Below are 13,471 nucleotides of genomic sequence, written 5' to 3'. Positions count from 1 at the left end.
CCCTTGCGCTATACGTTGAGAGTGGCAAGAGGTGGGTGTTCGTGCGCGCCTGCCCGTAACCGCTTTGGTTGAGCATGGGTACTTCGACCGGCACCGGCGATCCCGTCATCACCGTCTCCGGCCTCCGCATGCGCTACGACTCCTTCGAGGCCGTGCGCGGCATCGACCTGGAGGTCCGACGCGGCGAGGTGTTCGCGTTCCTCGGCCCGAACGGCGCCGGGAAGACCACGACCGTCGAGATCCTCGAAGGCTACCGCCGCCGCACCGGCGGCGACGTGACCGTCCTCGGCGAGGACCCGGCGCACGCCGGGCCACCGTGGCGGGCCAGGATCGGCGTCGTCCTCCAGGAGTCGCGGCCCGAGCGGGACCTCACCGTCGCCGAGTGCCTCCGGCTCTACGCCGGCTACTACCCGTCACCGCGCGGGATCGACGAGACGATGGAGCTGGTCGGCCTGGCCGGTCAGGCCGACGCCACCGCCACCCGCCTCTCCGGCGGCCAGCGGCGCCGCCTGGACGTGGCACTCTCGCTCATCGGCGACCCGGAACTCCTGTTCCTGGACGAACCCACCACCGGCTTCGACCCGTCCGCCCGCCGCGCCGCCTGGGACATGATCGCCGGACTCCGCTCACTGGGCGTAACCGTCTTCCTCACCACCCACTTCATGGACGAGGCCGAGCACCTCGCCGACCACGTCATGGTGATCTCCGAGGGCCGGATCGTCGCCTCCGGCCCGCCCGGCACCCTCGGCGGACGCCAGCGGGCCGCCGCCGAGATCAGCTTCACGCTGCCGCCGGGGGCCTCCGTGGCCGCACTGCCGGGGCCCGTGCGGGATGCCCTCGTGGCCGTCCGTGCGGACGGCACCGGCGGCGCCGACCACACCCTCCTGCGCTCCGCCCGTCCGCTCGCCGTGCTCGGGCCGCTGATCGCCTGGGCCGAGCACGAAGGCCACGACCTGCCCGACCTGGAGGTCCGCCGCCCGAGCCTCGAAGACGTCTACCTGGCGCTCACCGAACCGGGAACGGACGCACTGCACCCCGAGGCGCCACGGCATTCGGAGGCCACATGATGGCCGCCACCCGGGCCCGCAGCTCCGCCCGCGACGCCGTACGCCTCGCGCTGCACCAATTCCCGTACGACCTGCGCGCGTTCCTCCGCAACCCGCAGTCGCGGTTCTTCACGCTCGCGCTCCCGGTGCTCTTCCTGATCATCTTCGCCTCGGTGTTCGGCCGTCAGAACAACACCGTCCAGGTCTCCGGCGGCGCCATCGACACCTCGGTGTACTACGTCCCGGGCATCATCACCCTCGGCATCATCGCCGCGTCCTTCGTCAACCTGGTCATCTCGGTGACCGCCCAGCGCGAGTCCGGCGTCCTCAAACGCCGCCGCGCCACCCCCGTCCCGGCCGCCGCCGTCATCGCCGGCCGCACGCTCACCGCGATCGTCGTGTCGATCGGCATCACCGTCCTGCTGCTGGTGATCGGCTGGGCCGCGTACGGCGCCCACGTGCCCGCGCGCACCGCGCCCGCCCTCGCGGTGGCCGTCATCGTCGGCACCGTCTCGTTCTGCTGCCTCGGCTACGCGCTGACGTCCGTCATCCGCAACGAGGACGCCGCCCAGCCCATCACCCAGGCCGTGATGCTGCCGCTGTACTTCATCTCCGGCGTCTTCATCGCGACGTCGATCCTCCCACTGGCTGACCGTCGTCGGCGACGTCTTCCCCGTCCACCACCTCGTCGAAGCGCTGCTCACCGCCTACAACCCGCACACCACCGGCGCGGGCTTCGCCGGCACCGACCTGCTGATCGTCGCCGCCTGGGGAGCCGCCGGCCTCGTGGTGGCGCTGCGCCGGTTCAGCTGGCTGCCGCGCGGCACGTAGGAGCCCGCACCCGGGAGCACGCCATGCCTACCGAAACCCAGACCCGGCAGGGCCGTTGCCCCACCCACGGAACGGTGGAGGCCACCAGGGACCTGCCCACCGTCACCTTCCCCTGGATCGTCAACTGGATCCGCCGCACCCTCGCCGAACGCCACCCGTACCGCTGCCCCGAGTGCGGCGCCACCGTCGCGGTGCCGTAGCCGCAGCCGGAAAGGTCGCGCCCGTTGTCACAATGCCCACCAACTCGCTCTGACCTGGCTCTGACCTGGCCCAACACCGTCCAGGTGTTCAGGTCGCCGCCCGCACCGTCCCTGCGCCGCCGCCAGGGCGTGCTCGGCGATGACGAGGCAGTGGCGGTGTGAGTGGGGCGAAGAAGCCGGGCCTGCTGTACGCCGGGTAGGCATCAGACCCGATCGACGTCGACGGGCAGGTGCCGGTCGGCGCCAGCCTCCGCGACCGTGGCGCAGGCGGCGAACGCCTCCTCGGGCTGCTTCCACGGGTCGGGGACGTCCTGGCCGTCGAGGTACAGCCGCAGCTTCGCCCGCTCGCGCCGTCGCCGACCGACGGTTTGCCCAGCGGTCGGCGGCCGGCCTCCTGCGGGAGTGGGGGTCGGTCGGCTCTTCGCCGTGGTGCGCCGTCAGGTTCCGAGCTGTGCGGCGGTGCGGGTGAGTCGCTTCTCGATGTCTTCCAGGGCGCGCAGGACCGCGGCCTGTTCCTCGTCGGTGGTGTCGCCGGTGGTGGCGTCTTCGAGCTGGCGCCACAGCTGTTCGACTTCCTTGCGCAGCGCATGGCTGGCGGCGGTGGCCTCGATGACGGAGGCGCGTTTGTCGTCGGGGCAGGGTGAGCGGCGGACGAAGCCGGCGTGTTCGAGGCGGCGGATGGTGCGGGTCATGGTGGCGGCGTCGGAGTCGAGCAGACGGACGAGGTCGACCTGCCGCTGTGGGCCGAGTTCCCACAGCTGCATCATCACCAGCTCCTGGCCGGGGTGCAGGCCCACGCGGCGCAGGAGGTGTCCGGCGATCATGCGGTGGGTGCGGGCCACCCGGAAGATCGCGTGACTGATGGGTCCTCCGCTGGCTGCTGAGGGCAGGGGGATGGTGGCGTCGGCCGAGGCCGGGGAGTGGCCCTCGCTGCTGGTTGCGGACTCCGCCATGGTCTCTGACACTCCTGCCTCGCGATGAAGGTTGCTCAAACAAGATACCTCTTCCGGTCCAGGATCTCCCGATTCGCTCTCTCGCCCTCCATGCACAAGCCGCCCCTTACAAGGGGATCGCAGGCTGCTGTGATGCGCATCACATCCTTTGCGGAATGCTGCTGGGGCGTTTTACTGTTCGAACAGGTAAATCGGTCGGGTCGCATCGGACCCCACCAACCGAGGCCGCCACCGGCCGCTGCAGCACCCACAGCTCGAAGGGCTTTGATCATGACCACCGCTTTCGATCCGATCGTCCTGGGCGACCGCCGCCTGGCCAGCCGCGTCGCGATGGCGCCGATGACCCGCAGCCGCGCCTACAGGCCCGGCGCCGAACCCACCGAACTGATGGCGACGTACTACGCGCAGCGCGCCACCGCCGGCCTGATCATCACCGAGGGCATCCAGCCCTCGGCGGTCGGCCAGGGCTACCCGAACACCCCCGGGCTGCATTCAGCCGGGCAGGTGGCGGCGTGGCGGACGGTGACCGATGCGGTGCACCGCGAGGGCGGGGTGATCTTCGCGCAGCTGATGCACACCGGCCGGATCGGCCACCCCAGCCTGCTGCCCGACGGCGTGGTCCCGGTCGCGCCGTCCGCGGTGGCCGCCAAGGGGCAGGTCTTCACCCACGAGGGGCCGAAGGACTTCGTCACGCCCAAGGAGCTGAGCGAGGCGGAGATCCGGCAGACGATCGCCGACTTCGCGAACGCGGCGCACAACGCCATCGAGGCCGGGTTCGACGGCGTGGAGCTCCACGGCGCCAACGGATACCTGATCCACCAGTTCCTCGCCCCGAACACCAACCGGCGCACCGACGCCTGGGGCGGCGAGGTCGAGGGCCGGATCCGCTTCGCCGTCGAGGTCGCAACGGCCGTGGCCGAGACGATCGGCGGCCACCGGGTCGGACTGCGGATCTCGCCCGGCAACCCCTACAACGACATGGCCGAGGACAACCCGGCCGAGACCTACCAGGCACTGATCGAGCGGATCGCGGGCCTGGACCTGGCCTACCTGCACCTGATGGAGGGCCCGGACCGCGACCTGACCGCGCGGCTGCGCAAGGCCTGGCCCGGCACGTTCCTCCTCAACCCCTTCACCCACCCCGACGTCACCGGGCCCGAGGCACTGAAGCTGATCGAGGACGGGACTGCGGACATGATCGCCTACGGGGCGCTGTTCCTGGCCAACCCCGACCTTCCCGCCCGCCTGGCGGCCGGCGGCCCGTTCAACACCCCGGACCCGAGCACCTTCTACGGCGGCGACCACCGCGGGTACACCGACTACCCCGCTCTCGCCGGCTGACCGCGCAGCCCGGGGCCCGCGACCCGCTGCTGCCGGGCGTTCCACCCTCCCCGACCCCACTCTTGTGATGTGGATCACTTCGCATCCGCGTCCTCTCCCCTGGAGCCTTCGATGTCCAAAGCGATCACTTTCTCCGAGTACGGCGCGCCCGAGGTGCTACGGCTGTCGGAGGTCACCCCGCCGGAGCCGGGCCCCGGCCAGGTCCGGATCAAGGTCAAGGCCGCCTCCGTGAACCCGCTCGACATGAAGATCCGGTCCGGCCTGATGGCCCGCATGGTCCCGGCCGACTTCCCGGTGATCCCCGGCCTGGACGCGGCCGGTGTCGTCGACACCGTCGGCGCGGGAGCCGACGCGACGGTGGGGGACGAGGTCCTCGGCGCCACCGTGGGCGGCAGCTACGCCGAGTACGCCCTGCTGGAGCGGCCGGTGGCCAAGCCGGAGTCCCTGTCCTGGGAGGTCGCCGCCTCGCTGGTCACGGTCGGCCAGACCGCGGCCCGGGTCCTGGACCAGTTGGGCGTGCAGGCGGGCCAGACCCTGCTCATCCACGGCGCCGCCGGCAGCGTGGGCGTCATCGCGGTGCAGCTGGCCGCCGCTCGCGGCATCGCCGTCATCGGCACCGCCGCCGAGCGCGACCTGGAGCGTGTCATCGCCCTCGGCGCCACCGCCGTCCTCTACGGCGACGGCTGGGCGGAGCGCGTGAAGTCCGCGGCCCCGGGCGGCGTGGACTTCGTGTTCGACACCTCCGGCGCCGGCCTGCTCGCCGACTCCGTCGCCCTGACCGGCGACGCGGGCAAGGTCATCACCATCGCCGACATGACCGCCGCGCAGCACGGCGTGCGCTTCAGCGCCGGCACCTCCGGGCAGGGCGGGGAGTCCCTGCCCGAGCTGGTGCAGCTGGCCGCCGCCGGGAAGCTCACCGTGCCCGTCTGGCGCACCTACCCCCTGGCGGAGGCGGCCGAGGCGCAAGCCGACCTGGAAGCCCACCGCAACCAGGGCAAGGCCGTCCTGATGCCCTGACCTCCATGCCGCCGCCTCGCGTCGCTGGAACGGGCGAGACGGCTCCGGGGCCGCAGCCGGCATCCCCCGGCCGACTGCGGCCCACCCGACCCCCAACGCCCTGGCATCAGCTGCACCGACACGACGGAAGGCCGAACCGATGGCCCTGGCCAACCTCCCCGTACCGACGGCGGATGTGGACCTGGCCTCCGCATTCGCGGTGCTGGGCCAGAAGTGGAACGGGATCATCCTGCACACTCTGGCCACCCGCCCCGCCCGGTTCGGAGAACTGCACGCGGCGATCGGCTCGATCAGCAGCAAGATGCTCGCCGACCGGCTGCGCGAACTGGTTGACGCCGGGCTCGTCACCCACGCCCAGCTCCCGCCCGGCCCCGCCACCTACACCCTCACCGCGGACGGCCGCGCCCTGCTGCCCTCACTCGAACAGATCCGCCGCTGGTGGCAGCAGCGCACTCGGGCCACCGCCGCCGACCCCCGTTGATCACCACCACTCGGAAGGACCGATCACTCATGTCCGCACGCAACCTCCCCGAAGCGACCTTCGCCCGCACCCGCCTGGGCTCCGGCCCCGGCCTTGTCCTGGCCCACGGCGCCGGCAGCAGCGTCGCTGGCACCTACGGCCCGATCCTGGAGGGCCTGGCCGCCCACCACACGGTGGTCGGCGTCGACTACCCGGGCAGCGGCGACACCCCCCGCGCCACCGCCCCCCTCGACATCGACGAGATCGCCGACCAGCTCGTCGCTGCCGCCGTCGCCGAGGGCCTGGACACCTTCGCCCTGCACGGCTACTCCCTCGGTGGCCCGGTCGCCATCCGCGCCGCCGCCCGCCACCCCGAGCGCGTCACCGCCCTCGTCCTGACCGCCACCATGGCCCACCCCAACAACCAGCAGGCACTGACCCTCAGGGTTTGGGGCAAGCTCGCCGCCACCGGCGACCGCCGCCTGGTCAGCGAGTTCCTCTTCCCCCACGCCCTCAGCCCCCAGGCCATCGAGGCCATGCCAGCCGAGCAGCTGGAGCAGGTCATCACCTACGCCGCCGCCGACATCGCCGACGGCACCGTCGAGCAGGCCGACCTCGCCGCCCGGATCGACGTCCGCGACGACCTCGCCGGTATCCGCGTCCCCACCCTGGTCATCTCCACCACCGCCGACCACCTCGTCCCGCCCGTCCTGCACCGCGAGCTTGCCGAGAACATCCCCGGCGCCCAGCTCGCCGAGATCCCCACCGGCCACCTGCCCATGGTCGAGCGCCCCGAGGAATGGCAGAACCTCATCACCGACTTCCTCGCCAAGCACAGCAGCTGACCAGGCACCAGCCCCTGCGCGAACACCAAGGCCCGCTCGCAAGAGCTGAGGGGGCTGCCGGCCTTCAGACCCGGCAGCCCCCTCAGCACCCCAGCCCGACCGCCGTCGGCAACCGCGGCACCAGGGCGACACGCCTTTCAGCCCCACCGCGCACGCGGCCCCCGTCCCCGGAACCAGACCGCCCGCCGTCGAGGTCCACAAGAAATCCCCCGGAACCGGCCCTACCGTCGGCCCGCGCGGAACCGCGCATCACCGCATGCCGCCACCACTCTGTCGCCTGGCCACTCCACGCGCGTCGGCGCAGCCGCCACCACCCAGACCTGGATGGAACCCGAATGCCCAGGACAAGAACCCACCACGCTCAGGCCGGGCGAACCATCGCCGCGGCGCTCGGCGCCCTGCTGCTCACCGCGTGCGGCGCCCAGCCCCCGCTCCAGAGCACCACCGGCACTCACACGCCATCAGCGTCAGTCGCCAGCCCCACCCGTGGGGGATTCACGGTCTACGACACGACCTTCTACGCCAACCTCGACCTCGAGCAGATCGGTGTCGTCAAGGCCGACATCATCTACGGATCCGCCGTCGCCGCCCTGTCCGGACAGCCTGATCCGGGCGGGACACACAGCGGCCCGAAAGCCGAACTCGCCCTTCCCGCGAAGGACGCCTACCAGCAACTGATCCGCCAACACCTCGGCGCCCCGGGGCCACTCGTGCTCGACTACGAAACGCTCTACCTCAAGGGCACACCCGAGGAGGCTCAGCGGCACTTCCAGAAGCTCTCGACCCTGCTGCAATGGACCCACGAGGCCGCGCCCGGCAAGCAGATCGGCTTCTGGGGCCTGCTCGGTAACACCCAACCGGTGTACTACCCGCTGGCGCGCACCCTCGCCGACCACGAGGACGCTTTCTTCCCCGATCTCTACACCTTCTCCCCCGACTCAGACAGCTGGCAGCGCAGGCTCGACCGCGACCTCTCCGAAGCCAAGCAGATCGCCCCGGACAAGCCCGTCTACCCGTTCCTGTGGCCCGAGTACCCGGAACACACCCAGAACGCAGACCAATACCTACCGGCGGACCTCTGGGCATATGAACTGACGACATGCGCCAAGACAGCCGACGGAATCGTGCTATGGGGAGGGGGCGCCAACGGCAACCACGACCAGGCGTGGATCGACACCACGAAGCAGTTCCTGTCACACCTGTGATGGCTCCAGTCCAAGAAACGGGCGATACCGCCCGCGGAGCTACGGCCGCAGCCGGGCCGCCCGCGACTCCAGGTAGCGCTGTTCGGCGGTGCTCGCCGTGGCCCTGGCCGCGCGGCGGTAGTGCTCGTGGGCCGCTGTCGTGTCGCCGATGCGTTCCAGGAGGTGGGCGCGGACGGAGAGGAGACGGTGGTGGGCGGCCATCCTCGGGTCGGCGTCGAGGGTGGCGAGGAGGGCCAGGCCCGCCTCGGGGCCTTCGGTCTCGGCGAGGGCGATCGCGCGGTTGAGGGTGACCATCGGGTTGGGGGCGATGCGTTCGAGGATCAGGTAGAGCGCGTACACCTGGTGCCAGTCGGTCTCCTCGGCCGTCGCGGCGGCCGCGTGCGTCGCGGCGATCGCGGACTGGAGCTGGTACGGGCCGAGGGCGGGGCCGGCCAGGGATGCCTTGGCGCGGGCGAGGCCCTCGTCGAGCAGGGTGCGGTCCCAGGCCGTCCGGTCCTGGTCGGCGAGGGGGACCAGGTCACCGGCGGACGTCGTACGGGCCTCGCGGCGGGCGTGGGTGAGGAGCATCAGGGCGAGCAGGCCGGTGACCTCGGGGTCGCCGGGCAGCTGGGCGTGCACCGTGCGGGTCAGGCGGATCGCCTCGCGGGCGAGGTCGGGGCGGACGAGGTCGGCGCCCGAAGAGGCGGTGTAGCCCTCGTTGAAGATCAGGTAGAGGACGTGCAGGACCACCCGCAGCCGCTCCTCGCGCTCCTCGCCCTCGGGGAGCGCGAAGGAACTGCCGGCGGCCTTGATGCGCTGCTTGGCCCGGCTGATCCTGGCCGCGAGCGTGGCCTCCGGGACCAGGAACGCGCGGGCGATCTCGGCGGTGGTCAGGCCGCCGACCGCGCGCAGGGTCAGGGCGGTCTGGGAGGCCGCGGTGAGGGTCGGGTGGCAGCACAGGAACAGCAGGACGAGCGTGTCGTCGGTGTCCGGAACGTCCTCGGCCCGCACCTCGAACGCCGTCGCCGCCTCGCGTTCGCGGCGCGCGTGGTCGCTGCGCATCCAGTCGACGAGGCGGCGGGAGGCGACCGTCACCAGCCAGCCGCGGGGGTTGTCCGGCACGCCCTCGTCGGGCCACTGCACGGCGGCGGCGAGGACGGCCTCCTGCACGGCGTCCTCGCAGCCCTCGAACTGTCCGTGCCGCCGCACCAGCGTGCCGAGGACCTGCGGCGCGAGTTCACGCAGCAGGTCCTCGAACTCGTGCACCGCAGTGCCGTGCGGACGGTCGGGGGTCGTTCCGGGGGTCGTTCCCCGCGTCTTGCCGTGGGTCATGCCTCCAAGTGTCCGTCGGAGAACATGACCTGGCGCACCTCGACCCCCAGTCCCGGGATCGCGGCGTCGGGGATCTGCGCCGCGAGTTCGATCGCGCGCTCCTTGTCCTCGCAGTCGATGAGGTAGAAGCCCCCGAGGAACTCCTTGGCCTCCAGGAACGGGCCGTCGGTCACCACCGGCTGCCCGTCCCGGACGGTCACCACGGCCGCCTGGGACGGGTCCACCAGCGCCTGGGTGACGATCAGCTCGCCGGACTCCTTCAGCGCCTCGATGAACCGGCCGTGGCCGGCGCCGATCGCCGCCTTCTCCTCGTCGGTCAGCGCGTCCAGCACGGCCGGGTTGATGTGCAGGCCGATCACGAACTTCATCGCGTGCTCCTCGTGGTGCGCGGACCCCGGCGGGGCCCTCTCGACCGGTTGGTCGGAGCCGCCGGCGCCGTCTTGACATCGTTCGGGACGTTCCCCGGAGAAATTTCCCACGACTTTTTTCCCGCCGCACGGCCCACGGGCGTCGACGGGCGTCAAGAACGCTCCCCCGGCTCCGACCAGCCTGCGCAACGTACGGAGATCCGGAGGTTACGAAGATGCGAGTCGAACGGGCATGGCCGGCCCTGGCCGTCCTGATGCTGCCCACCCTGCTGGTCGCGATGGACGTGACGGCGCTGCTGCTCGCCCTCCCGCGGCTGAGCGCGGACCTGGGTGCCACCAACGTCCAGCAGCTGTGGATCAGTGACGGCTACGGGCTCACGGTGGCCGCCCTGGTCATCACGATGGGCACCCTCGGTGACCGGATCGGCCGCCGGCGGCTGCTGCTCACCGGCGCCGCGGCGTTCGCGGTGCTGTCGGTCGTGGCGGCCTTCGCCACGGACCCGCTGGTGCTGATCGTCGTCCGGGCGCTGCTCGGCGTCGCCGGGGCGACGCTGGCGCCGTCCACGCTCGCGCTGATCACCAACCTGTTCCGGGACGGGCGGCAGCGCGGGCGGGCCATCGCGGTGTGGGCGACCTGCCAGTTCGCCGGGGGCGCGCTCGGGCCGGTGCTCGCCGGGTTCCTGCTCCAGCACTTCTGGTGGGGATCGGTGTTCCTGGCCGCCGTGCCGGCGATGGCGGTGCTGCTGCTGACCGGGCCGTTCCTGCTGCCGGAGTTCCGCGGCGACCGGTCGGGGCGGCTGGACCTCACCAGCGTGGGGCTGTCGCTGGTGGCGGTGCTCCTGGTGGTCTACGGGCTCAAGCAGCTGGCGGCCGGGAGCGCGCCCGCCGTGCCGTCTGCGGCCCTGGCCGTGGGCGCGGCGATCGGCACACTGTTCGTACGGCGCCAACTGCGCCTGGACACACCACTGTTGGACCTCCGCCTGCTGCGCAGCCGCCCGTTCACGGCCATCCTCGTCGCACTGGTGTTCGCCGGCGTCGCCATGGCCGGGACGGGCCTGCTGGTGACGCAGTACCTTCAGAGCGTCCTCGGCCACTCGCCGCTCGCGTCCGCCGTGCTGTTCGCCCCGATGGGCCTGGCCGTGGCAGTGGGCACGATGGCCTCGCCGCTCCTGGCCCGGCGGGTGAGCCAGCCGACCGCGATCGCCGGCGGGCTGGCGCTCTCCGCGCTCGGCGGGCTGCTGCTGACGGCCGTGGACGGCCCCGGCAGCCTGCCGCTGGTCGTCACCGGCGTCGCCGTCCTGGCGCTCGGCACCGGCCCTCTGTTCGCGCTCGGTACCGGGCTCGTCATGGGCTCCGTCCCGCCGGAGCGCGCCGGATCGGCCGCGGCGATGTCGGAGACCGGCAACTACTTCGGCGGCTCGCTGGGCTTCGCGCTCCTCGGCGCGCTGGCCGCGGCGGTCTACCACGCCCGGACACACGGCACGTCCGACTCCCTCGCAGGCGCGGTCGCCGCCGCCGAGCACCTTCCGGCCGGCCAAGCCACGGACCTCCTGCACACCGCGCGGGAGGCGTTCACCACAGCGCTGCACGTCACCGGTGCCGTCGCGGCAGGGATCTTCGCCGGCCTGGCCGTCCTGACGTACGCGTTGCGCCCGAAGGTACCGGAACCCCAGGCCGCCGCAGCAGCCCCCGACTACGAGGCCACCCACGCGTAACAAACGGAAAGGCCCCGCCGCTCCCCCGGTACGGGTGAGCGGCGGGGCCGCGACAATCCGTCGCCGCGACAATCCGTTGCCGCAGCAGTCCGCCGTTACGGCAGCGGCACCGTCGTCAGCGTGCCCGCCGGCACGCCACTCAGCGCGCCGTCCATGGCACCGCTCCAGATCGGCCCGGCCAGGGTGCCGCCGAAGGCCTGGTCGACGGTCTTGCCGCCGATCCGCTGCCCGTCCAGCGGCTTCTGGACGGCCGTGTCACTGACGACCGTCGCGCCCGCCATCTCGGGGGTGTACCCCACGAACCACACCTGGCGGCTGCCGTTCGTGGTGCCCGTCTTGCCCGCGCTGTCACGGCCGTCGAGACCGGCCGGCTTGCCGGTGCCGTCCTCGACCACGCCCTTGAGCATCGTGGTGACGGTGTCGGCCGTGTCGGAGGACATCACCGAGGTGCAGTTCGCGCCCGGCACCGCCAGCTGCTTGCCGTCCGGGCCGGTCACCGAGGTGATCGCGGTCGGCTTGCAGTAGGTGCCGTGCGCGGCGAACGTCGCGTACACGTTCGCCATCTCCAGCGGGGTCAGGGAGTTGCTGCCCAGCGTCATCGACGGCACGACCTGGAGCTTCTCGCCACCGGCCTGCGCCGTGATGCCCAGCTTGTTGGTCATCTGGGCGACGGAGCACAGCCCGGCGTCGGCCTCCAGCTTCGCGAAGTAGGTGTTGACCGACTGCGCCATCGCCGTCTTCATGTCGAACTGGCCCTTGAGGTTCGGGCTGTCGTTGTGCAGCGTCTCGGTCGACGGGAACTTGCCGCCGTTGCAGTCCTTCATCGCCGGCCACGGGATGCTGTAGTCCGTCGTGTAGCTCTGGTTCGGCGCGATGCCGGCCTCCAGGGCCGCCGCCGCGACGATCGGCTTGAACGTCGACCCGGTCTGGAAACCGGACCCGCCGCCCATCGACTTCTCGACGTTGTAGTTGATCTGCGTCTCGTGCTTGGAGTCGTCGACGCCGTACGGGCGGCTCTGGCCCATCGCGAGGATCTTGCCGGTGCCCGGCTGGACGATGCTCATCGCCGTCGCCGCCAGGTCACCCGGGTTCACGTGGCTCGTCACCGAGTCGTTGAGCGCCGCCTGGGCCTTGGGGTCGAGCGTCGTGTGGATCTGCAGGCCGCCGCGGTTCCACAGCGCCTTGCGCTCGGCCGCGTTCTTCCCGAACGCCGGGTCGGTCAGCACCACCTGGCGCGCGTAGTCGCAGAAGAAGCCCTCACCCTGCTTGGCCGTGATGCAGCCCTGCGGCGACGCCTGGATGTTCAGCCCCAGCGGGCTCGCGATCGCCTGCTGCTCCTGGTCCTTGGTGATGTGCCCGAACTCGGCCATCTTCTTCAGCACGGTGTCGCGCCGGGTCTTGGCGTCGTCCGGGTGGGCCACCGGGTCGTAGCCGCTCGGCGACTGCTCCAGGCCCGCCAGCAGCGCGGCCTGCGGCAGGGTGAGGTCCTTCGCGTGGACGCCGAAGTAGCGGTGGGCCGCCGCCTCGACGCCGTAGGCGTGCTGCCCGAAGTACGTGATGTTCAGGTAGTTGGTGAGGATCTGGTCCTTGCTGAGGGTCTCCTCGACCTTGATCGCGTACTTCAGCTCCTGGATCTTGCGGCCGACCGTCTGCCGCTGCGCCTCCTGGACCTTCGCCGGATCGTCGCCCGCCTCCTCCACGAAGACGTTCTTCACGTACTGCTGCGTGAGCGTCGATGCGCCCTGGCTGCTGCCCGTGGCGGCGTTCTTGTTCAGGGCCCGGAGGACGCCCTTGAGGTCGATCGCGCCGTGCTCGAAGTAGCGGTTGTCCTCGATGTCCACGAGGGCCGTCTTCACCAGCGGGGAGATCTGGTCCCCCGGGACGATCGTGCGGTCGCGGTCGTAGACGGTGGCGATGACGCCGCCCTGCGCGTCGTAGATCGTCGAGGCCTGGGAGAGCGGCGGGGTCTTGAAGTCGTCCGGGAGGTTCTGGAAGTCGTCCGCCGCGGACTGCGCCCCGAGCCCGACCGCCCCCACGGCCGGCAGGGCTATGCCCGCCACGACCACCCCGGCTATGCCGCTCACACCGAGCAGCTTCACACCGGCCCCGAGCTTGTTCACACCTGTTCCCCGCCGCTTCTCTCGCATGCCGCGACCATACGTGCACGACATGAGAGAAC

12 protein-coding genes are annotated in these 13,471 nt (G+C 71.6%); 8 read left to right on the top strand and 4 right to left on the bottom strand.

Annotated elements, in window-relative coordinates:
* The first annotated feature begins 74 nt into the window (after nucleotides 1-74).
* Together PUR71_RS16945 and PUR71_RS16940 are read left to right on the top strand one after the other, a co-directional pair.
* Nucleotides 75-1,067 carry an ABC transporter ATP-binding protein gene (locus tag PUR71_RS16945; protein WP_329927827.1) on the top strand — a complete coding sequence of 331 codons (993 nt, stop codon included), beginning with the start codon at nucleotides 75-77 and terminating at the stop codon, nucleotides 1,065-1,067.
* Entirely contained in the window at nucleotides 1,064-2,077 is a 1,014-nt protein-coding gene (locus PUR71_RS16940) for an ABC transporter permease (protein WP_329927826.1), read from the top strand. Before PUR71_RS16945 ends, PUR71_RS16940 begins: the two co-directional genes overlap by 4 nt.
* Nucleotides 2,078-2,514: 437 nt before the next feature.
* Here PUR71_RS16940 and PUR71_RS16935 read toward each other — a convergent pair whose 3' ends face one another.
* Nucleotides 2,515-3,030, bottom strand: coding sequence for a MarR family winged helix-turn-helix transcriptional regulator (locus PUR71_RS16935; RefSeq protein ID WP_329927825.1), 516 nt, complete (start codon nucleotides 3,028-3,030; stop codon nucleotides 2,515-2,517).
* Between the two features lie 270 nt (nucleotides 3,031-3,300).
* Between PUR71_RS16935 and PUR71_RS16930 the strand changes: the two genes are divergently transcribed.
* The 5 genes from PUR71_RS16930 to PUR71_RS16910 all read left to right on the top strand — a co-directional run bounded on the left by PUR71_RS16930 (nucleotide 3,301) and on the right by PUR71_RS16910 (nucleotide 7,898).
* The gene (locus PUR71_RS16930; RefSeq protein ID WP_329927824.1) at nucleotides 3,301-4,371 is read left to right on the top strand and encodes an alkene reductase; all 1,071 of its coding nucleotides are present in this window, start codon (nucleotides 3,301-3,303) and stop codon (nucleotides 4,369-4,371) included.
* 111 nt (nucleotides 4,372-4,482) lie between these two features.
* A complete protein-coding gene (locus PUR71_RS16925) occupies nucleotides 4,483-5,388 on the top strand; it encodes an NADP-dependent oxidoreductase (protein WP_329927823.1) in 906 nt (301 codons plus the stop codon).
* Between the two features lie 139 nt (nucleotides 5,389-5,527).
* Nucleotides 5,528-5,869: a winged helix-turn-helix transcriptional regulator gene (locus PUR71_RS16920; protein WP_329927822.1), complete on the top strand. Its 342-nt coding sequence runs from the start codon at nucleotides 5,528-5,530 to the stop codon at nucleotides 5,867-5,869.
* A 29-nt stretch (nucleotides 5,870-5,898) separates the two neighbouring features.
* Nucleotides 5,899-6,693, top strand: a complete 795-nt coding sequence (locus PUR71_RS16915; protein ID WP_329927821.1) for an alpha/beta fold hydrolase — start codon at nucleotides 5,899-5,901, stop codon at nucleotides 6,691-6,693.
* 335 nt (nucleotides 6,694-7,028) lie between these two features.
* Nucleotides 7,029-7,898 (top strand): hypothetical protein, encoded by an 870-nt coding sequence (locus tag PUR71_RS16910; RefSeq protein ID WP_329927820.1) that lies wholly within the window; start codon nucleotides 7,029-7,031, stop codon nucleotides 7,896-7,898.
* 39 nt (nucleotides 7,899-7,937) lie between these two features.
* On the opposite strand, the gene PUR71_RS16905 is transcribed toward PUR71_RS16910, so the two are convergent.
* Together PUR71_RS16905 and PUR71_RS16900 are read right to left on the bottom strand one after the other, a co-directional pair.
* Complete coding sequence (locus PUR71_RS16905) at nucleotides 7,938-9,209, bottom strand: RNA polymerase sigma factor (protein WP_329927819.1); 1,272 nt, start codon at nucleotides 9,207-9,209, stop codon at nucleotides 7,938-7,940.
* Nucleotides 9,206-9,577: a YciI family protein gene (locus PUR71_RS16900; protein WP_329927818.1), complete on the bottom strand. Its 372-nt coding sequence runs from the start codon at nucleotides 9,575-9,577 to the stop codon at nucleotides 9,206-9,208. The genes PUR71_RS16905 and PUR71_RS16900 overlap by 4 nt, the downstream gene beginning before the upstream one ends.
* Before the next feature lie 215 nt (nucleotides 9,578-9,792).
* On the opposite strand from PUR71_RS16900, the gene PUR71_RS16895 reads away from it, so the two are divergent.
* The gene (locus PUR71_RS16895) at nucleotides 9,793-11,292 is read left to right on the top strand and encodes an MFS transporter (protein WP_329927817.1); all 1,500 of its coding nucleotides are present in this window, start codon (nucleotides 9,793-9,795) and stop codon (nucleotides 11,290-11,292) included.
* Nucleotides 11,293-11,387: 95 nt separating this feature from the next.
* On the opposite strand, the gene PUR71_RS16890 is transcribed toward PUR71_RS16895, so the two are convergent.
* On the bottom strand, nucleotides 11,388-13,412 hold the full coding sequence (locus tag PUR71_RS16890; RefSeq protein WP_329927816.1) for a transglycosylase domain-containing protein: 2,025 nt from the start codon (nucleotides 13,410-13,412) through the stop codon (nucleotides 11,388-11,390).
* Nucleotides 13,413-13,471: the final 59 nt, after the last annotated feature.

The sequence above is a fragment of the Streptomyces sp. SP17BM10 genome, from assembly GCF_036322405.1.
Classification (GTDB): Bacteria; Actinomycetota; Actinomycetes; order Streptomycetales; family Streptomycetaceae; genus Kitasatospora.
The sequence above is the reverse complement of the archived record's forward strand: the minus strand, read 5'-3'. Positions and strand labels throughout refer to the sequence as shown.